Here is a 17,713-nt window from a genome sequence, read left to right as displayed (position 1 = left end):
GTCCCCCGGTTGTTCTCTCGCGCTGGGAACTACCCTGGTCCGGTGCGTGACAAAACCCAACCGAATTCCGCCGGACCCGGTGACCGACTGATCCGCGCCGGTGTCATCGTGTTCTTCATCGGGGCACTGGCCACTCTCGTCACCGTGGCCCCACTGCTCCTCGGCACCAAGCCCTTGCCGACGTTCATGTTCGGCCTGAGCATGCTCATGGCCGTCGGCTTCCTGATCGCCGGCGCGGGGATACTGCGCTCCGTCGCCGCCGGGCGGCGTCAGGCCAGGGAGGCGGCGGCGCCGGGCGCCTCGCGGTAGCCGGCCAGCCAGGCCGGGAACGCGGCGAGGTCGTCGAGCACGACGTCCGCCCCGGCGGCGCGCAGTTCGTCGCCGTCGCAGGGGCCGGTGGCCACGGCCACGGACAGCGCGCCCGCCGTACGGGCGCCGCGGACATCACCCACGTGGTCGCCGACGTACACACGCGCGCCGTGCTCGCGCAGGGCCCGCGCCTTCTGCTCGGCCCACAGGTCGCCGATCACCACGTCCGGTTCCAGGCCCAGGTGGGCGAGGTGCAGCTTGGCGTTCGGCTCGTACTTCGCCGTGACCACCATCGTCCGGCCGCCGGCCGCCCGCACCGCCTCCATCGCCTGCCGCGCCCCGGCCATGGCGGGGGTCGTCGTGATCGCGGTCGTCGGATACATCGCCCGGTACAGGTCGGCCATCTCCGCGACGTGCTCCGCCGGGAACCAGTTGACGAGCTCCTCCGCGAGGGGCGGTCCCAGCCGGGTCACCGCGAGCTCGGCGTCGATGTACGTGCCCGTCCGCTCCGACAGCGCGAGGTAGCAGGCGCGGATGCCGGGGCGGGAGTCGATGAGGGTCATGTCCAGGTCGAAGCCGACGGTGAGGGTCATGGGGGCCATTGTGCCTGGGCGTGCGCGGCCTTTCTGGTGCGGGTGCGTGGGGGGCACCCGGGGCCTTCGGCCGGGTTCGGCGTTCGCACCCGCACCGCCCGTGCGGGTTCCGTGGTCGAGTGCGGGTGGCCCCTGTGGGGGCCTTGGGGGCCTCTCGCCGTCGGCGAGCGCGGGACCGATTTTGCGGGTGGGGGTGCGGGTGCGTGGTTTCTGGTCTCAGCGGGTTCGCTGGGAGCGCCAGACCAGGTACAGGGCTGAGGCCACCGCCGCGCCTCGGACCACCCAGGGCCAGGTCTGGGTGAGGGCGTCGTTCAGGTGGCCCTGGGCGATGGGGTCGCCCCAGCGGCCGGTGTTCCTCCCCCACAGCCAGACCAGGCCCGCCACCGCCGCCGAGCCGGGCAGGACCAGTACCGCCCACTTGGTCTCGGCCGGGGTCAGGCGCCGGGAGCCGTAGGCGATCAGCCAGCCGAGGAGCAGCGCGAACCAGTTGCCGAGCACGGCGCCAGCGACCAGCGCGGCGGCGGCCAGCAGCAGGAGCGGGTTGGTCCAGCCGGCGGCCGGGCGGGGAAACGGAAGGCGACGGCGCGCGGGGGCCGGGACCAGTTCGGCCCGCTCCTTCGCCTCTTTCGCCTCCTTCGCCTTTGTCGGCTCCTCCGAGGCGGGTCGTTCCGCCTCTTCGAGGTCCTTCGGAGGGCGTTTGAGCAGGTCGGGGATCTCCACACCGCCCACGAAGCCCGGGATGGCGTCACCGGCCGCCGTGCCGAACGGACTGTCCTCCACCCGCCACCAGTTTCGAATGCGCTCGACCGGGGGCACCCCCATCCAGTCGGGCCGCGTCGCGCTGTCCCCGAGTTCGTGCGCGGCGGCCAGGTGTGGCGGTGAGGCTCCCGCGCGCGGGGCGGGCCGCTCCGGTTCGGCGGGGCGCGGGCGCGGCACGACCCGGCGCAGCCCCTTGGGCCGCTCCTCCGGCTCCGGCTCGCGCTGCACGGGCACGGCGGTGACCGGCGGCTGCGGGACCGCCGCGGTGCCGCCCGCGGCCTCGACCACCTCGTCCGGCGTGCCGAGCCGGTCCAGGATGCGGCGCACGGCGGCCGGACTGTCCACCGCCGTCCTGGCGCGGTGCCGGTCGATCTCGTCGCGCAGGTGCGACACCAGCCGCATCCGGGTGGACGACGGCAGCTGCCGTTGCTGAGCGACGTCCCCGACGCGGCTCAGATACTCGTAGACGACCTGATCGCTCTCGATCCCCACGGAACCCCTCCGGGGCGACGCCGATGAAACCCCTTGCCGATGAAACCCGTTGAGGAAGGTAGCGCAGACCGGCATCGAACAGCCCGCCCGGCGTTCGGCACGGTACCCGCTAACGTGGGTCAGATGAGCCCCGAGGCCAATTCAGCCCCCCGTTCCCTCGCCGAATCGCTCCGCATGAGGGACGACGCCTCGCTGGCCGCGCTGCTGCGCAGCCGCCCCGATCTCATCACCCCCGTCCCCACCGACCTCACCCAGCTGGCCACCCGCGCCGGCACCCGCGCCTCGGTGCTGCGGGCGCTGGAACGGCTGGACCGGCTCGCCCTGCAGACGGCGGAGGCGCTGGCGGTGGCCCCTGATCCGGCCTCGTACGGGACGCTGCTCGGCCTGATGGCGGGGGACGCGGGAGACGCGGCCGTGGCCGCCGCGCTGCCCCGCGCCGTCGCCGTCCTGCGTGAACAGGCGCTGGTGTGGGGCGACGACGACCGACTGCGGCTGGTGCGCACCGCGCAGGAGGTGCTCGCGCCCTCCGCGCAGCACCCCTCCCCCACCGGTCTCGGCCCGAGTGTGCAGGAGGCCACCTCGGGCATGTCGCCGGGACGGATCCAGGAGATCGTCGCCTGCGCCGGACTGCCCTCCACGCACGACTCGGTCTCCGCGGTGACCGCGCTGACCGCCCTGTTCAGCGACCGCAGGAAGATGGCCAAGCTGCTCGCCCAGGCGCCGGACGCCTCCCGGGAGGTGCTGTCCCGGCTGGTGTGGGGGCCGCCCTACGGGCAGGTCACCCCGGAACCGGCGGCCCATCTGCGCTGGCTGCTGGACCGCGGCCTGCTGCTGCCGACCGCGCCCGGCACCGTGGTGCTGCCCCGCGAGGTGGCGCTGCATCTGCGCGAGGGCCGCGCCCACCGCGCGCCCGAGCCGCGGCCGCCCGCCGTGGAGCCGGCCGCCACGCACGGTGCGCAGGTGGTGGACGCCACCGCGGCCGCGCAGGCCTACACCGCGCTGGCCACCGTCGAGGAGCTGCTGAAGGACTGGGACGAGGGCGGGCCCGCCGTGCTGCGGGCCGGCGGTCTCAGCGTGCGGGACCTGAAGCGGACCGCCGTCGCCCTCGACGTGTCCGAACCGGTCGCCGCCTTCTGGATCGAGCTGGCCTACGCGGCCGGGCTGCTCGCCTCCGACGGCGAGGCCGACGAGCGGTACGCGGCGACGCCCGCCCACGACGAGTGGCTGGAACAGCCCCCCGCCGAACGCTGGGCCCTGCTGGCCCGGGCCTGGCTGACGGCCACCCGGACGCCGGGGCTGATCGGCGGACGGGACGCCAAGGACCGAACGTTGTCCACGCTGGGCCCGGGGCTCGACCGGTCCGCCGCGCCCGAGGTACGGCACCGGGTGCTGACCCTGCTGGCCGGGCTCCCGGCCGGCGCGGCACCGGCGGCCCAGGCGATCCTGGCCCGGCTGCGCTGGGAGCGGCCGCTGCGCGGTGCCCGGCCGGACGACGAGGAGGATCTGCGCTCCCGCCTCGCCCGCTGGACCCTGTCGGAGGCCGAACTGCTCGGGATCACCGGGCGCGGGGCGCTCTCCGCGCACGGCCGGGCGCTGCTGGGCGCGACCGCGGCCGAGCAGGCGGCGGCCGGGACGGAGTCCGCCGGTCCTGGTGACAAGCTGCCCGTCCACCACCGCCCGGCCGCCCCGGCCGAGCCGCTGACCGCCGCCGAGCAGGCCGTCGCCGCCGGCGCCGCCGCCCGGCTCCTCGCGCCGCTGCTGCCCGAGCCCCTGGACCACGTGCTGCTCCAGGCCGACCTGACGGCGGTGGCCCCGGGCCCGCTGCGGCGGCCGCTCGCCGAGACACTCGGGGTCCTCGCGGACGTCGAGTCCAAGGGCGGGGCGACCGTCTACCGCTTCACCCCGGCCTCGGTCCGCCGCGCACTCGACGCCGGGCGGGCCGCCACCGACCTGCACGCCTTCCTCACCGCGCACTCCCGTACGCCGGTCCCGCAGCCGCTGGCCTACCTGATCGACGACGTGGCCCGCAGACACGGCCATCTGCGGGTGGGTGCGGCCTCCGCGTACGTGCGCTGCGACGACGACGCCCTGCTGAACGAGATCGTCGCCGACAAGCGGTCGGCCGCCCTGCGGCTGCGCCGGCTGGCGCCGACCGTCCTCGCCACCCAGGCGGACCCGGCCACGCTGCTGGAGGGGCTGCGCGCGATGGGGTACGCGCCGGCGGCGGAGTCCGCCGAGGGGGACGTGCTCATCGCCCGCGCCCATGCCCACCGCACTCCGCCGCGCACCGCGCCCGAGCCGGTGCCGGACGGCCCGCCGCCGCCCGACGCCACGCTGCTCACGGCGGCGATCCGGGCGATCCGGGCGGGCGACCTGGCCGCCACCGCGCCGCGCAAGGCCACCGGCGCCGCTCCGGCCCGGGGCGAGCTGCCGCGCACCGGCTCCGCCGACACCCTGGCCACCGTGCAGGCCGCCGTGCTGACCGGCGGGGCCCTGTGGATCGGCTACGTCAACGCGGAGGGCAGCGCCAGCCAGCGGGTGATCGCCCCGATCCGGGTCGAGGGCGGCTTCGTCACGGCTTACGACCACACGGCCGACGAGGTACGGACGTATCCGCTGCACCGCATCACGGGGGTCGCCGAACTGGAGGACTAACCCGCGGACCGGTCAGCGGCCCCGGGCGGGAGCACTCGCGGGCAGGTGGAAGTGGTGGGGGCGGCGGCCTCCAGGACACCGGTCGGCACCGGACCCGCACCGAGTCGCCAGAGCCGGAATCGGAGCCGGCGCCGGTATCCGCGCCGGCGCCGGAGGCCCGCGTCGGCCTGACTGTCGAGGAGGGCGCCCACCCACGGGCGGCGCCGAGCTGGTCAGCAGCCCCGTACGGGAGCACTCGCGGGCAGACCGAAGTGGTCGCGGGCGGTGGCCTCCAGGGCGTCGGTCGGCACCGCGTCGCCGGTGTCCGCGTCCGCGTCGTGGTCGAAGTGGGCGTCCACCCACTGCCCGTATCCCGCGCCGTCCGGCGGGCGCTGCGCCGACACCACGCGGAAGCCGCCGTCCGCGCCCGTGTCCCGCCGCAGCCGCAGCACCTGGGGGCCCTGGGCGCCGCCGCACTCCAGCAGCGCGCCCGCCCGCACCCCGTACTCCAGGCACAGCGTGCTCACGCCCGCCCGTACCAGGCCGTCGCGCTCTTCGAGGTCCCGCGCCTGCGCCCGGCAGAACCACCCCGCCCGGAGCCCAGGCACCGCCTCCCCGTACCCGCCGCCCCGGGAATCGGCCACCAGCCGGGCCTCGATCACCGGCCGCACCTCGCTCCACAGGTGCTCGTCGACGCCCGCCCGGCCGTGGGCGCCGTCGGCGCCCGGCCCCATCGCCCACACCCCGGCCGCCACCAGCACCCCCGTGGCCGCCAGACCGGTCCCCCACCTGCCCACCGACATCGCCCCGACCTCCTCCGCGAGCCGCGCCCCCGCGCCGCACCCGCACGTGAAGACCCGCGGCGACCGCCGGGGGTTGCAGGCGGCCCCGCCGCGATCATCCGCCGGTAGGGCACACTGGACGTTTGGCCGTGCGGAAGGGAAGTGCGTAGGTGAACGGACCGCTTATCGTCCAGTCGGACAAAACCCTGCTCCTGGAAGTCGACCACGAGCGGGCCGACGAGTGCCGTCGGGTCATCGCGCCCTTCGCCGAGCTGGAGCGGGCCCCCGAGCACATCCACACGTACCGGGTCACCCCGCTCGGCCTGTGGAACGCGCGGGCCGCGGGGCACGACGCCGAGCAGGTCGTGGACGCGCTGGTGCAGTACAGCCGCTACCCGGTGCCGCACGCGCTGCTCGTGGACATCGCCGAGACGATGGACCGGTACGGCCGGCTCACCCTCTCCAAGGACCCCGCGCACGGACTCGTGCTCACCACCACCGACCGGCCGGTGCTGGAGGAGGTGCTGAAGTCCAAGCGGATCGCCCCGCTGGTCGGCGCCCGCATCGACCCGGACAGCGTCATCGTGCACCCCTCCGAGCGCGGGCAGATCAAGCAGACGCTGCTGAAGCTGGGCTGGCCGGCCGAGGACCTCGCCGGGTACGTGGACGGTGAGGCGCACCCGATCGAGCTGCTGGAGGACAACTGGGCGCTGCGCCCGTACCAGAAGCAGGCCGTGGAGAACTTCTGGCACGGCGGCAGCGGTGTGGTCGTGCTGCCCTGCGGCGCCGGGAAGACGCTGGTCGGCGCCGGATCGATGGCGCAGGCGAAGTCCACCACCCTGATCCTGGTCACCAACACCGTCTCGGCCCGGCAGTGGAAACACGAGCTGGTGAAGCGGACCACGCTGACCGAGGACGAGATCGGCGAGTACAGCGGGACGAAGAAGGAGATCCGCCCGGTCACCATCGCCACCTACCAGGTGCTGACGACCCGGCGGAAGGGCGTCTACCCGCACCTGGAGCTCTTCGACTCCCGGGACTGGGGGCTCATCGTCTACGACGAGGTGCACCTGCTGCCCGCCCCCGTCTTCAAGTTCACCGCCGATCTCCAGGCGCGGCGGCGACTGGGGCTCACCGCGACCCTGGTGCGCGAGGACGGACGCGAGTCGGACGTGTTCTCGCTCATCGGGCCCAAGCGGTTCGACGCGCCCTGGAAGGAGATCGAGGCGCAGGGCTACATCGCGCCGGCCGACTGCGTCGAGGTCCGCGTCAACCTGACCGACTCCGAGCGGCTGGCGTACGCGACCGCCGAGACGGAGGAGAAGTACCGCTTCTGCGCCACCACCGCGACCAAGCGGAAGGTCACGGAGGCGATCGTGCGCCGGTTCGCCGGGCAGCAGATCCTCGTCATCGGCCAGTACATCGACCAGCTCGACGAGCTGGGCGAGCACCTGGACGCCCCGGTCATCAAGGGCGAGACCTCCAACGCCCAGCGCGAGAAGCTCTTCGACGCCTTCCGTGAGGGCGAGATCAGCGTGCTGGTCGTCTCCAAGGTCGCCAACTTCTCCATCGACCTGCCCGAGGCCACGGTCGCCGTCCAGGTGTCCGGCACCTTCGGCTCCCGCCAGGAGGAGGCCCAGCGCCTCGGCCGCGTCCTGCGTCCCAAGGCCGACGGCCACCAGGCCCACTTCTACTCGGTCGTCGCCCGGGACACCCTCGACCAGGACTTCGCCGCCCACCGCCAGCGGTTCCTGGCGGAACAGGGCTACTCCTACCGGATCGTGGACGCCGACGACATCCTGGCCGAGGGCACCGGCTGAGCGATGGTCAGCGCCGCGCCCGCCAGTAGCGCGAGCCCCAGCAGCGGGTACGGCGAGGCCAGTGGCTGCTGCCACCAGGGCAGGCGCAGGTCGCCGTCGCCCTGGTGGGGGACCAGCCAGAACGTGCGGGCGGTGAAGACGGCCGCCGTCGCGGCCGCGAGCCGCGGGCGGCCGTCGGCCAGCAGCACCGCGAGCAGCGGCACGCACCACACCCAGTGGTGGGACCAGCTGATCGGGGAGATCAGCAGGGCCGTGAACGCTGTCAGCAGGATGCCGTGGCTGTCCTGCCGGGCGCGGGCCGCCAGGAACAGGCCCGCCGCGCCCAGGGCCACCGCCGGGAGGACCCAGCAGGGCCCCGGCGCCGGGTCGTGCAGCGCGCGGGCGATCAGCCCTTGCAGGGACTGGTTGTCCACGATCCACACCTTGCCCACCCGGCCGGTCTCGTACAGCCGCCGCGTCCAGTACTCGGCGCTCGCGGCGGGGAGCAGCAGGGTGCCGAGCAGGACGGTGGCGGTGAAGGCCACCGTCGCCGTGGCCGCCTCGCGGATACGGCCCCTCAGCAGCAGGTAGGCGATGAAGATCGCCGGGGTGAGTTTGACGCCGGTCGCCAGGCCGAGGACCAGGCCTTTTCCCCGGGCGCCCGGGGGGCGGGTCAGGTCCCACAGGACCAGGCAGGTGACGGCGAGGTTGATCTGGCCGAAGAGGAAGGTCTGGAAGACCGGTTCGAGCCAGAGGGCCAGTGCGGTGGCCGTGCAGAGGAGGGACGGCGGCAGCGGGGACCGGTGCGGGAAGGCCGGCGTCAGCGGGCCGGGCGGAAGCAGGGGCCTGTGTGGTGGCGGGGGCCGGTGTCGTGGCGGGGGCCGGTGTCGTGGCGGGAGCCGGTGTCGTGGCGGGAGCCGGTGTCGTGGCGGGGAACGGCGTGGTGGCAGGGGTGGGGGCTTGGAGGCGAGTCGGGCGGAGAGGGAGACGAGCCCGGCGAGCAGGAGCGCGTTGCCCGCGAGGAACGCCGCCTTCAGGGCCGGTACCGGCATCCAGGCCGTCGGGATGAACAGCGCCGCCGCGAAGGGCGGGTAGGTGGCCGGCAGCCGCCAGCGGGTGGCCGCGAAGCCGTACAGGTCGCCGCCGTGGAAAGCGGCGGCGCCCTCGGCCCGGTAGACCAGCAGATCGGCCATCGGGGCGCCTTGCAGCAGGCACAGGGCGGCGAAGGAGCAGAGGGAGACCGCCAGGAGAAGCGGGGGGATCAACGAGGGGAGACGAGGTGGCAGGGCAGGGAGGAGAGGCTTCACCGTCCGTTTCCGCACGAAGGTGACCCTATGCCGTCACTTATGACGTATGCCCGCCTCCTCGCCGTACTCGCCGAGGATCACGACCCCGAACGCGGCCTCCACGAACACCTTGACGGCGCGCAGGGCGTTGCCGAGGAGGTGGTGATGGGGGCCGTCCATGGCCGTGGCGCCGGACGGTGGCCGGACAGGGGATGAAGAGAAGGTCGCTGCGCTCATGTCTCCATGGTGGAACTTCGGGCGCGTGTCCGGAATCGGTCTCCGGGTCCAATTCCCGGGGCTCGCGCATAGCCCTCCGGGTGGAGCGCTCCCTTACACCGGGCGGACCCCGTCCCCTAGGGGAGCAGAATTCGGAGAAGGCAAAATCCATTGGCCCCATCCCCCCGCCCTCACCTAAAATCTCCGCTCTTGCCCGCCTCCCTCTCGGAGTGCCGCCGCCCGGCCGGAAACCGGACGGCATCGTCGCCGGCCCGAAACCGACGGCATTCGTCGTAGCCACGCAGCAGGCCCATCCGGAGGCACTCCCTTGTCCACGCCCGCCCACGAACAGCTCGCCGGCCCACTCGACGGCTCCCTCGGCGACCCGCTGGCCCGAGAGCGCTCCCACTTGGCCTCGTCCCGGTCGGCCCTGCGCGCCATGCGCGAGGACGTCGAGGCGCTGGACATCAGCGACGTCACCGCGAACTGGGTCAACGCCGCGGTGCTCGCCCAACAGATCGACGAGCGCATCAAGGCACTGGCCGACCTCAGCGGCACCCCGCTGTTCTTCGGCCGGCTCGACTATCTGCACGCCCCGGGGGCCTCGCAGGCCGAGGGCGCGGAGGGCGAGCAGTTCTACATCGGGCGGCGGCATGTGCACGACGCCGACGGCGACCCGATGGTCATCGACTGGCGTGCCCCGGTCTCGCAGCCGTTCTACCGCGCGTCCAAGAAGAACCCGCTGGACATCGCGCTGCGCCGCCGCTTCGGCTACACCGGCGGCGACCTCACCGCGTACGAGGACGAGCACCTGTCCGACCCGGCCGAGGCGGCCACCACCAGCAAACTGCTCCAGCAGGAGATCGAGCGGCCGCGCGTCGGCCCTATGCGCGACATCGTGGCCACCATCCAGCCCGAGCAGGACGAGATCGTCCGCAGCGGGCTCGGCGGGACCGTCTGTGTGCAGGGAGGCCCGGGCACCGGGAAGACGGCCGTCGGCCTGCACCGGGTCGCCTATCTCCTCTACGCCCACCGGGAGCGGCTCGCGCGCACCGGCACGCTGGTCATCGGACCGAACCGTTCCTTCCTGCACTACATCGAGCAGGTCCTGCCGGCACTCGGCGAGCTGGCCGTGCAGCAGGCGACCGTCGACGACCTGGTCGCGCAGGTGGAGGTGCGCGGCACGGACGACGCGGCGGCCGCCGTGGTCAAGGGCGACGCCCGGCTGGCCGAGGTACTGCGCCGGGCCCTGTACTCCCATGTGAGCATGCCCACCGAGCCGGTCATGGTGGTGCGCGGCTCGCGGCGCTGGCGGGTCCCGGCGTACGAACTGGAGGAGCTGGTCCGCGAGTTGCTGGACCGGGACATCCGCTACGGCGCCGCGCGCGAGGCCCTGCCGCAGCGGATCGCGCACGCGGTGCTGGTGCAGATGGAGCGGGCCGGGGAGGCGCCGGACGACCGGGTGCAGGACGCGGTCGCCCGCAACAGCGCGGTCAAGGCGGCCGTGAAGGCGGTCTGGCCGGCCGTGGAACCGGCGAAGCTCGTCCTGCGGCTGCTGAGCGACGCCGAGTTCCTCGCCGAGCACGCCGAGGGGATCCTGGACGAGGACGAGCAGAAGACGATCCTGTGGGCCAAGCCGGTGCGCGGCGTGAAGGCGGCGAAGTGGTCGGCGGCGGACGCGGTGCTGATCGACGAGGCGACCGACCTGATCCAGCGCACGCACTCGCTGGGCCATGTCGTCCTGGACGAGGCGCAGGACCTGTCCCCCATGCAGTACCGGGCCGTCGGGCGCCGCTGCACCACCGGCAGCGCGACCGTCCTCGGCGACCTGGCGCAGGGCACCACGCCATGGGCGACCCGGAGCTGGGACGAGGCGCTGGCCCATCTCGGCAAGCGCGAGGGGGTCATCGAGGAGCTGACGGCCGGTTTCCGCGTCCCCACGGACGTCATCACGTACGCCTCCCGGCTGCTCCCGCACATCGCTCCGGGCCTCACCCCGGTCGCCTCGGTCCGGGAGAATCCGGGCTTCTTCGAGGTCCGCACGATCGCCGGACCGGCCGAAGTGGTCTCCGCCTGCGAGGAGTTGCTGCGGCACGAGGGCTCGACGGGCCTGATCGCCGCGGACGCCCGCATCCCGGTCCTCGCCGAGGCGCTGGCCACGGCCGGGATCACCCATCTCGCCCCGGGTGAGGAGACCACCCGCGAGACCCGGCTCACCCTGGTACCGGCCTCCCTCGCCAAGGGCCTGGAGTACGACTACGTCGTACTGGACGAACCGCAGGCGGTGGTGGACGGCGAACCGGACGAACGGACCGGACTGCGCCGCCTGTACGTGGCCCTGACCCGTGCGGTGTCCGGCCTGACCGTGACGCACACCGCCCCGCTGCCCGGGCAGCTCGCCGACTAGGCTCCTGTGCCGTCCGGCTCCGTCACCTCCCCCCGGAAGGCGCCCAGTTGAGCACCCCAGCGCCGTCGCACCCCGCCCACCAGCAGGCGCCGGGGCCCTATCCGCCGGGGCCGGGGCCGTACGGGCAGCCTTCCGGGCCATACGGTCATCCGTCCTGGCCGCACGCGCAGCCTGCCGGGCAGTACGCGCAGCCTCAGCCGGCGCCGGGGGCGTATCAGCCCGTTCCTGGGGCGTATCAGCAGGCGCCTGGGCCGTACCCGCAGGCGCCGGGACCGTACATGGGCGGAGGGCCGGCGGCGGGGTGCCAGGTGTGCGGGGCGGCTCCCGCGGCGCCGGTGACGGTCCGCGGCCACCAGGGCATGCTGGTGATCATGCGGTTCCTGCGCCGCCAGGGCGTGTTCTGCCACACCTGCGCGCTGGCCGTCTTCCGGGACATGCAGGCGGACACCCTGATCCTGGGCTGGTGGGGCCCGCTGTCGGTGTTCATCACGCCCGTCACCCTGCTGGCCAACCTCAGCGCCCTGTCCGGCATCCGGCGGATCCCGGCGCCGGTCACGCCCGGTTGGCGGCCGCCGCTGGACCCGGGCCGGCCGGTGTTCCGGCGCCCGGCCGGCATCCTCGCCCTCATCCCGCTCGCCGTACTGGGCCTGCTGGTCCTCGCCGTCACGGCCCTCATCGTCATCGGCCTAGTGGCAGGACCGAGCGACAGCGGCAGCGACGACGCGGGTTTCGGGAGCGTCGGCGCGACCCTGAAGGCCGGCTCGTGCGCGCGCAACGAGGCCTCCTGGCCCGCACAGGAGCTGAAGCCCGTGGACTGCGGCTCACCGGACGCCCAGTACCGCGTCATCGACCCGAAGAGCGGCTCCTGCGCGGCCGGGGACTACGCCGCCTACTCGCGGTACAGCGACGACGGCACATCCTTCTGCCTGCGCCCGCTGAAGAGCGGGACGCCCTAGGAGCGGACCAGGGCCACGTCCTCGTCGAGCACCGACCGCCACTGCTCGACCGCCGCCGCCGAGACGGGCCCGAGCCATCCGTCGGGGCGGGCCGCTCCGCCGATGTGGAACGCGTCGATCCCGGCGGCCCGGAGCCGCGGCACATGGTCGAGGCGCAGTCCGCCGCCCACCATGATCTGCTGCTCGTAGCCGGGCTTCCCGCCGAGCGCCGCCTCGGCGACCAGCGTCGGCAGCCCCTCGTCCACGCCCGCCGCGGCTCCGGCCGTCAGATACGTGTCCAGGCCGGGCAGGTCGGCCATCCGGCGGCGCAGGGCGTCGCGGTCGGCGGTACGGTCGATCGCCCGGTGGAAGGTCCAGCGGCAGCCGTCCAGCGCGGCCACCAGCCGCTCCACGGCGACCAGGTCCACCCCGCCCGCCGCGTCGAGGAAGCCGAGCACGAACTGGTCGGCACCCGCCTCCCGCATCTCGTGCGCGGCCCGGACCAGCCGGTCCACGTCACCGGCCGCGAACCCGTCCGCCAGTCGCAGCATCACGCGCAGGTCGAGGTCGACGGCGGCCCGGATCCCGGCGACGGTGGCGGCCGGCGGGGTGAGTCCGTCGGCCGCCATCTCGGTGACCAGCTCCAGGCGGTCCGCGCCTCCGGCCTGGGCGGCGACCGCGTCCTCGATGTCGAGGGCGATCACCTCCAGGACTGCACGCTTGCTCATGGCACCCCATTCATCGGCGGTATGCGTCGGCGGTTCATCGACGGCTACAGGTCTAGTCCAATCCAAGACTACGCCGATCCGGGGAGGCCCTTCATCCGAAGATGTTCAGCTCCTCCTCCCGCGCCCCCGCCAGTTCGTAGTCCGCCCCGGACACCGGCCGCCCGGAGTACAGCCGTACGAGGGTGGGCCCGTCGCCGATGTACCGGGCGGGCGGGGCGTCCCCGGCCACGGCGCCCAGCCGCAGCGGCTCGTCCATGTCGTCGAGGTCGGCGTGCAGCGACAGGTGCTCCTTCTCACGCGTGACGTGGGCCAGCAGCGTCAGCGCGTCAGGCAGCCCGGCGCCCGCGTACGCCCCGGGCTCGCCCAGGACCTCCCGCACGTCCCCGGCGTGCACCCACTCCCCGAGCGCGATCACGTCCAGCGCCCCGCCGGCCTTGGCGATCACCGGTCCCGCCCCGGTCAACCCGCGCTCCAGCTCGTCCACGACCTGGGCGTTCGTCCACTGGGCGCGTTCGGCGACGTCCCGGTCGTTGGACTCGGGCGAGAACACGCCCTTCTCGAACCGGCTCTCCACCACCCGCGTCAACGCGGCCGAACAGTGGGCCAGCACGTCCCGCACCGTCCACCCCGGACACGCGACGGTCGGCAACGCGAAGTCCGCGTCCGCCCGCGCCCGCAACAGCGGTATCAACACGTCCCTCTCGGCACTCAGCAGCCGACCGGGCAGCTCGGGGTCCCGTATGTCGTGCACATCCGCAGGAGTCGTCATGGAGGTCACGCTAGGGGGCCGATCGGCACACGTCACGGAAGAATGGGGGTATGGCCGACCTCGACGCCCTGCGTGCCCGATTCGCCCGCGCCCTGGAAGGAGCCCGCGGCCCCGGCGGCGGCCCCGATCCCACCCCCTACGCCGACAACCTCCTGGGCCGCTGGCAGGAGCCACAGCGCCACTACCACACGCTGACCCACCTCACGGCGGTCCTGGACCACATCGACGTGCTGGAGAAGTACGCGGCCGACCCGTACGCGGTCCGGCTGGCCGCCTGGTTCCACGACGCGGTCTACCTGCCCGACCGCTCCGAGAACGAGGAACGCTCCGCGGCCCTGGCCGAACGCGCCCTGCCCGAGGCGGGCGTACCGGCACCGAGGACGGCCGAGGTCGCCCGCCTGGTTCGCCTCACCATCACCCACGACCCCGCGGACGACGACCCCGACGGCCAGGTCCTCTGCGACGCCGACCTGGCGATCCTCGCCTCATCCCCGTCGGCGTACGCCCACTACACGGCCGAGGTCCGCGAGGAATACCACTTCATCCCCAACGACGCCTTCCGCGCGGGCCGAGCCGCGATCCTGCGCCAACTCCTGGATCTGCCAAGCCTGTTCCACACCCCGTACGGCCGGGAGCTTTGGGAACGCACGGCTCGCTACAACCTCACGAGCGAACTGGATCTGCTGTCGACCGGCGGGTGAGGGCGTGGCAGGTCAGGGCGCTCCCTGACCTGCCGATGGCTCACTGCTCCGACGGTGTCTGCTCGTGATCGCCGTAGGGGCGCGTAATGATCTCCATGCCGTGCCCGGCCGGATCCATGAAGTACAGGCCGCGCCCACCGTGATGGTGGTTGATCTCTCCCGGCTGCTTCAGATGCGGATCGGCATAGAACGTGATCGCGGCTTGTCGGATACGCGCGAAGGCCGCCTCGAAATCCTCGTCGGAGACGAGGAACGCGTAGTGCTGCATGACGATCGACTCCGCCGGAATGGTGGCAAAGTCAAGGGTGACCCCGTTGCTGGTGGCCAGGGGAATGAACGGGCCCCACTCGGTTCCGACCTCGAGACCCAGGATGTGTGCCAGAAACTCGGCCGACTCCCGGTTGTCCCGGGCATGGACGATGGTGTGATTCAACTCGACTGACATGTGTGGAATGCCTCCGCAGGGCAATCTCACAGGCACCTCCATGCCTCACCCAGCCGGTGACCGACACGCGATGCCGTGGCCGTGATCCTAGACAGCACCACCCACTTCGTCACCACACAACCGGAAATACTGTCGCCCCCCGCGGAGCGCCCCCCTAGGGTTCGCCCCATGCGACCTATAAACGGGGATGACGTGATGAAGGCCGTCGAGGGGTGCCTGGCGGTGCTGGGGCCTGTCGTGGGGCGGGACTGGGAGGGGGTGCGGGGCGCCGGGCTGGAGTGGAGCTGCCAGGAGACCGTTGAGCACATCGCGAGTGATCTGATCGCCTACGCGGGGCAGTTGGCCGGGCAGCCGCAGGACGCCTATGTCCCGTTCTACATCAAGCTCGACGACGGCACCGACAACGCCGGGCTGCTGGAGGTCGTGCGGGCGGGCGGTGTGCTGCTCGCCGCCGCCGTGCGCACCACCCCGCCGCACGTCCGCGCCTTCCACCCCTACCCCTTCCGCAGCGCCGACCGCGAGGGCTTCGCCGCGATGGGTGTCGCCGAGGTGGTACTGCACACGCATGACGTCGCCCAGGGACTCGGCATCGAGTACGTGCCGGAGGAGGGTCTCGCCGAGGCCGTGCTCGGCTGGCTCTTCCCGCATGTGCAGCCCGGTCCCACGGCCTGGCCGACCCTGCTCTGGGCGACCGGCCGGGGTGAGCTGCCGGGGCGCGCGCCGGTCACCGAGTGGCGCTGGCGCAACAACCTCGTCCTCCCCGCCGAGCGGCTCGATCTGGTCGGGCTGCGGCCGGCCGTCGCACGGGATCTCCGGCTGGGCGGCGACGGAGGTCTGGACTGGATCGAGGGCGGCCCCTACGAGGGCACGCGGGAGGCCGCCGGCTTCCTGGTGAAGGCGTACGAAGGCGGCGTGCACCGGCCGGAGTTCGGGGTCTTCGCCCTCGTACGGAAGGAGGACGGCCGCGCGGTCGGCGGCATCGGCTTCCACAGCGCGCCGGACGAGGACGGCCGGGTGGAGATCGGCTACGACCTGGTGGAGGGCGCCCGCGGGCAGGGCTACGTCACCGAGGCCGTGCGCGCGCTGGCGGACTGGGCGCTGGCCCGGGACGACGTCGGTTCCCTGTTCGCGACCGTCGAGCGGGAGAACACCGCCTCCCAGGCCGTGCTGGCCCGGGCCGGCTTCGCCCGGGTGAGCGAGGAGGACGGCAGCGGCACGGAGCTGGCCTACGAACTGCGGCGCTGAGCGAGCCCCTTGGGCCGGCGCAGCCCGGAGGCACGCAGCAGTCGCACCACCTCGCGGCTGCTGACCTCCGCCGCCCCGGCGGCCACCGCGTCCGCGTACCGGTGCGACGGAAGGTCGTAGTGGTCGCGCTCGAAGGCCCGCCGGGGCACGCCCAACCCGGCGGCGAACAGGTGCAGTTCGTCGTAGGACGCGTCGCTGACCAGGTGCGACCACATGCGGCCGTGGCCCGGCCAGGCCGGCGGGTCGATGTAGACGGTCACGGGCGCCTCACGAGGACTGCGTCCCACCCATGGCCCGCCCCAGCGACCCCACCGAGGCGACCTGGACGCCCGCCTTGTGGCACACCCAGTGCGGGTCGGGCCCCAGTTCCGGCTCCACGTCCAGGGCGTGCGGATCGCCCGAGCCGCACACCGGGCACAACGGCCAGCGGCCGTACCGCTCCAGCAGCGCGTCCTGGACGTCCTGCGCGACCAGCCCGGGCAGGAAGGGCACGCCGTCCGGCCACTGCTCGACCCACCAGCGCCGTTCGGCGACGGAGTCCTCCACCAGTGAGACCACGTCGGCCTCGGCGACCCGGCCCGCGACCAGGTCGGCGAGCACGAGCGCGCGGGCCGCGTGCAGCGCCTGCTCGAGCGGGGTAAGTGACTCCATGGTCCCATTGTGCGCACTCTTGACCGCGCGACCGAACCGAAAATATCTTTCATTGGTGACCCAGGACGTGAAGGAAATTTTCGGCAGTCCGGGCGGATCTCTCGCCGCGAAGGTGCGCACCCTCGCCCCCTCCATGACCCGTTCCATGCAGCGCGTCGCCGAGGCCGTCGCGGGCGACCCGGCCGGCTGCGCCGCCCTCACGGTCACCGGCCTCGCCGAGCTGACCGGCACCAGCGAGGCGACGGTCGTCCGCACCGCCCGCCTGCTCGGCTATCCCGGCTACCGCGATCTGCGCCTCGCCCTCGCCGGCCTCGCCGCCCAGCAGCAGTCGGGCCGCGCGCCCGCGATCACGACGGACATCGCGGTGGACGATCCCATCGCCGACGTCGTGACCAAGCTCGCCTACGAGGAGCAGCAGACCCTCGCCGACACCGCCGCCGGACTCGACACCGCGCAGCTCGGCGCGGCCGTCACCGCGCTCGCGGGCGCCCGCCGCACCGATGTGTACGGGATCGGCGCCTCCGGTCTCGTCGCCCAGGACCTCACCCAGAAGCTGCTGCGGATAGGGCTCATAGCCCACGCGCACAGCGATCCGCATCTCGCCGTGACCAACGCGGTGCAGCTGCGTTCGGGTGACGTGGCGATCGCCATCACCCACTCGGGTTCCACCGGCGACGTCATCGAGCCGCTCCGGGTCGCGTTCGACCGCGGGGCGACCACCGTCGCCATCACCGGCAGGCCCGACTCGCCGGTGACGCAGTACGCCGACCACGTGCTGACGACGTCCACGTCGCGGGAGACGGAGCTGCGGCCCGCCGCGATGTCCTCCCGGACGAGTCAGCTGCTGGTGGTGGACTGCCTGTTCGTCGGGGTGGCACAGCGGACGTACGAGAGTGCGGCGCCCGCGCTGGCCGCGTCCTACGAGGCGCTGGCGCACCGGCACCGATCCACCCCCAGGTGAG

Annotated in this window: 18 protein-coding genes; 8 read left to right on the top strand and 10 right to left on the bottom strand. The window is 73.4% G+C overall.

Annotated features, from left to right (window positions below):
• Nucleotides 1-42 precede the first annotated feature (42 nt).
• On the top strand, nt 43-309 hold the full coding sequence (locus ACFVVO_RS13255) for a hypothetical protein (protein WP_390054410.1): 267 nt from the start codon (nt 43-45) through the stop codon (nt 307-309).
• Here the strand turns inward: ACFVVO_RS13255 and ACFVVO_RS13250 are convergent.
• Complete coding sequence (locus ACFVVO_RS13250; RefSeq protein ID WP_390054409.1) at nt 270-902, bottom strand: HAD family hydrolase; 633 nt, start codon at nt 900-902, stop codon at nt 270-272. The two genes, ACFVVO_RS13255 and ACFVVO_RS13250, sit on opposite strands and share 40 nt — an antisense overlap.
• A 216-nt stretch (nt 903-1,118) precedes the next feature.
• Nucleotides 1,119-2,153 carry a hypothetical protein gene (locus tag ACFVVO_RS13245; protein WP_390054408.1) on the bottom strand — a complete coding sequence of 345 codons (1,035 nt, stop codon included), beginning with the start codon at nt 2,151-2,153 and terminating at the stop codon, nt 1,119-1,121.
• 123 nt (nt 2,154-2,276) lie between these two features.
• Between ACFVVO_RS13245 and ACFVVO_RS13240 the strand changes: the two genes are divergently transcribed.
• Nucleotides 2,277-4,808 carry a helicase-associated domain-containing protein gene (locus ACFVVO_RS13240; RefSeq protein ID WP_390054406.1) on the top strand — a complete coding sequence of 844 codons (2,532 nt, stop codon included), beginning with the start codon at nt 2,277-2,279 and terminating at the stop codon, nt 4,806-4,808.
• Between the two features lie 212 nt (nt 4,809-5,020).
• Here ACFVVO_RS13240 and ACFVVO_RS13235 read toward each other — a convergent pair whose 3' ends face one another.
• Nucleotides 5,021-5,590: a hypothetical protein gene (locus ACFVVO_RS13235; RefSeq protein WP_390054404.1), complete on the bottom strand. Its 570-nt coding sequence runs from the start codon at nt 5,588-5,590 to the stop codon at nt 5,021-5,023.
• Between the two features lie 149 nt (nt 5,591-5,739).
• Here ACFVVO_RS13235 and ACFVVO_RS13230 point away from each other — a divergent pair, with 149 nt between their 5' ends.
• Nucleotides 5,740-7,389 (top strand): DNA repair helicase XPB, encoded by a 1,650-nt coding sequence (locus tag ACFVVO_RS13230; protein WP_390054402.1) that lies wholly within the window; start codon nt 5,740-5,742, stop codon nt 7,387-7,389.
• Here ACFVVO_RS13230 and ACFVVO_RS13225 read toward each other — a convergent pair.
• Nucleotides 7,341-8,633 (bottom strand): glycosyltransferase 87 family protein, encoded by a 1,293-nt coding sequence (locus ACFVVO_RS13225; protein WP_390054400.1) that lies wholly within the window; start codon nt 8,631-8,633, stop codon nt 7,341-7,343. The two genes, ACFVVO_RS13230 and ACFVVO_RS13225, sit on opposite strands and share 49 nt — an antisense overlap.
• Before the next feature lie 75 nt (nt 8,634-8,708).
• Nucleotides 8,709-8,891 (bottom strand): hypothetical protein, encoded by a 183-nt coding sequence (locus ACFVVO_RS13220; protein ID WP_390054399.1) that lies wholly within the window; start codon nt 8,889-8,891, stop codon nt 8,709-8,711.
• Between the two features lie 307 nt (nt 8,892-9,198).
• Here ACFVVO_RS13220 and ACFVVO_RS13215 point away from each other — a divergent pair, with 307 nt between their 5' ends.
• Entirely contained in the window at nt 9,199-11,277 is a 2,079-nt protein-coding gene (locus ACFVVO_RS13215; RefSeq protein ID WP_390054397.1) for a HelD family protein, read from the top strand.
• 278 nt (nt 11,278-11,555) lie between these two features.
• Nucleotides 11,556-12,233, top strand: coding sequence for a hypothetical protein (locus ACFVVO_RS13210; RefSeq protein ID WP_390054395.1), 678 nt, complete (start codon nt 11,556-11,558; stop codon nt 12,231-12,233).
• Here ACFVVO_RS13210 and ACFVVO_RS13205 read toward each other — a convergent pair.
• Together ACFVVO_RS13205 and ACFVVO_RS13200 are read right to left on the bottom strand one after the other, a co-directional pair.
• Entirely contained in the window at nt 12,230-12,940 is a 711-nt protein-coding gene (locus ACFVVO_RS13205) for a copper homeostasis protein CutC (RefSeq protein WP_390054394.1), read from the bottom strand. The genes ACFVVO_RS13210 and ACFVVO_RS13205 overlap by 4 nt on opposite strands.
• 91 nt (nt 12,941-13,031) lie before the next feature.
• Nucleotides 13,032-13,709, bottom strand: a complete 678-nt coding sequence (locus tag ACFVVO_RS13200) for a maleylpyruvate isomerase family mycothiol-dependent enzyme (protein WP_390054392.1) — start codon at nt 13,707-13,709, stop codon at nt 13,032-13,034.
• A 50-nt stretch (nt 13,710-13,759) separates the two neighbouring features.
• On the opposite strand from ACFVVO_RS13200, the gene ACFVVO_RS13195 reads away from it, so the two are divergent.
• Nucleotides 13,760-14,410: a hypothetical protein gene (locus ACFVVO_RS13195; protein WP_390054390.1), complete on the top strand. Its 651-nt coding sequence runs from the start codon at nt 13,760-13,762 to the stop codon at nt 14,408-14,410.
• A 40-nt stretch (nt 14,411-14,450) separates the two neighbouring features.
• Here ACFVVO_RS13195 and ACFVVO_RS13190 read toward each other — a convergent pair whose 3' ends face one another.
• Nucleotides 14,451-14,855 (bottom strand): VOC family protein, encoded by a 405-nt coding sequence (locus ACFVVO_RS13190; RefSeq protein ID WP_390054388.1) that lies wholly within the window; start codon nt 14,853-14,855, stop codon nt 14,451-14,453.
• Nucleotides 14,856-15,023: 168 nt separating this feature from the next.
• Here ACFVVO_RS13190 and ACFVVO_RS13185 point away from each other — a divergent pair, with 168 nt between their 5' ends.
• Nucleotides 15,024-16,100, top strand: coding sequence for a GNAT family N-acetyltransferase (locus ACFVVO_RS13185; RefSeq protein WP_390054386.1), 1,077 nt, complete (start codon nt 15,024-15,026; stop codon nt 16,098-16,100).
• Here the strand turns inward: ACFVVO_RS13185 and ACFVVO_RS13180 are convergent.
• Complete coding sequence (locus ACFVVO_RS13180) at nt 16,082-16,360, bottom strand: DUF4031 domain-containing protein (RefSeq protein WP_390054384.1); 279 nt, start codon at nt 16,358-16,360, stop codon at nt 16,082-16,084. The two genes, ACFVVO_RS13185 and ACFVVO_RS13180, sit on opposite strands and share 19 nt — an antisense overlap.
• A gap of 7 nt (nt 16,361-16,367) precedes the next feature.
• Nucleotides 16,368-16,751, bottom strand: a complete 384-nt coding sequence (locus ACFVVO_RS13175) for a hypothetical protein (RefSeq protein WP_390054382.1) — start codon at nt 16,749-16,751, stop codon at nt 16,368-16,370.
• Nucleotides 16,752-16,806: 55 nt separating this feature from the next.
• On the opposite strand from ACFVVO_RS13175, the gene ACFVVO_RS13170 reads away from it, so the two are divergent.
• Nucleotides 16,807-17,712, top strand: a complete 906-nt coding sequence (locus ACFVVO_RS13170; protein WP_390054380.1) for a MurR/RpiR family transcriptional regulator — start codon at nt 16,807-16,809, stop codon at nt 17,710-17,712.
• Nucleotide 17,713: the final 1 nt, after the last annotated feature.

Source organism: Streptomyces sp. NPDC058145 (genome assembly GCF_042884245.1).
Lineage (GTDB): Bacteria > Actinomycetota > Actinomycetes > Streptomycetales > Streptomycetaceae > Streptomyces.
Note: the sequence above shows the minus strand (reverse complement) of the source record. Positions and strands in the feature narration are given on the sequence as shown.

Excerpts from the sequence above, each read along its gene's own strand:
- ACFVVO_RS13240 (WP_390054406.1), top strand. The coding sequence starts at position 2,277 with ATGAGCCCCGAGGCCAATTCAGCCCCCCGTTCCCTCGCCGAATCGCTC.
- ACFVVO_RS13235 (WP_390054404.1), bottom strand. The coding sequence starts at position 5,590 with ATGTCGGTGGGCAGGTGGGGGACCGGTCTGGCGGCCACGGGGGTGCTG.
- ACFVVO_RS13190 (WP_390054388.1), bottom strand. The coding sequence starts at position 14,855 with ATGTCAGTCGAGTTGAATCACACCATCGTCCATGCCCGGGACAACCGG.
- ACFVVO_RS13195 (WP_390054390.1), top strand. The coding sequence starts at position 13,760 with ATGGCCGACCTCGACGCCCTGCGTGCCCGATTCGCCCGCGCCCTGGAA.
- ACFVVO_RS13250 (WP_390054409.1), bottom strand. The coding sequence starts at position 902 with ATGACCCTCACCGTCGGCTTCGACCTGGACATGACCCTCATCGACTCC.
- ACFVVO_RS13185 (WP_390054386.1), top strand. The coding sequence starts at position 15,024 with ATGCGACCTATAAACGGGGATGACGTGATGAAGGCCGTCGAGGGGTGC.
- ACFVVO_RS13220 (WP_390054399.1), bottom strand. The coding sequence starts at position 8,891 with ATGAGCGCAGCGACCTTCTCTTCATCCCCTGTCCGGCCACCGTCCGGC.
- ACFVVO_RS13200 (WP_390054392.1), bottom strand. The coding sequence starts at position 13,709 with ATGACGACTCCTGCGGATGTGCACGACATACGGGACCCCGAGCTGCCC.
- ACFVVO_RS13205 (WP_390054394.1), bottom strand. The coding sequence starts at position 12,940 with ATGAGCAAGCGTGCAGTCCTGGAGGTGATCGCCCTCGACATCGAGGAC.
- ACFVVO_RS13210 (WP_390054395.1), top strand. The coding sequence starts at position 11,556 with ATGGGCGGAGGGCCGGCGGCGGGGTGCCAGGTGTGCGGGGCGGCTCCC.
- ACFVVO_RS13175 (WP_390054382.1), bottom strand. The coding sequence starts at position 16,751 with ATGGAGTCACTTACCCCGCTCGAGCAGGCGCTGCACGCGGCCCGCGCG.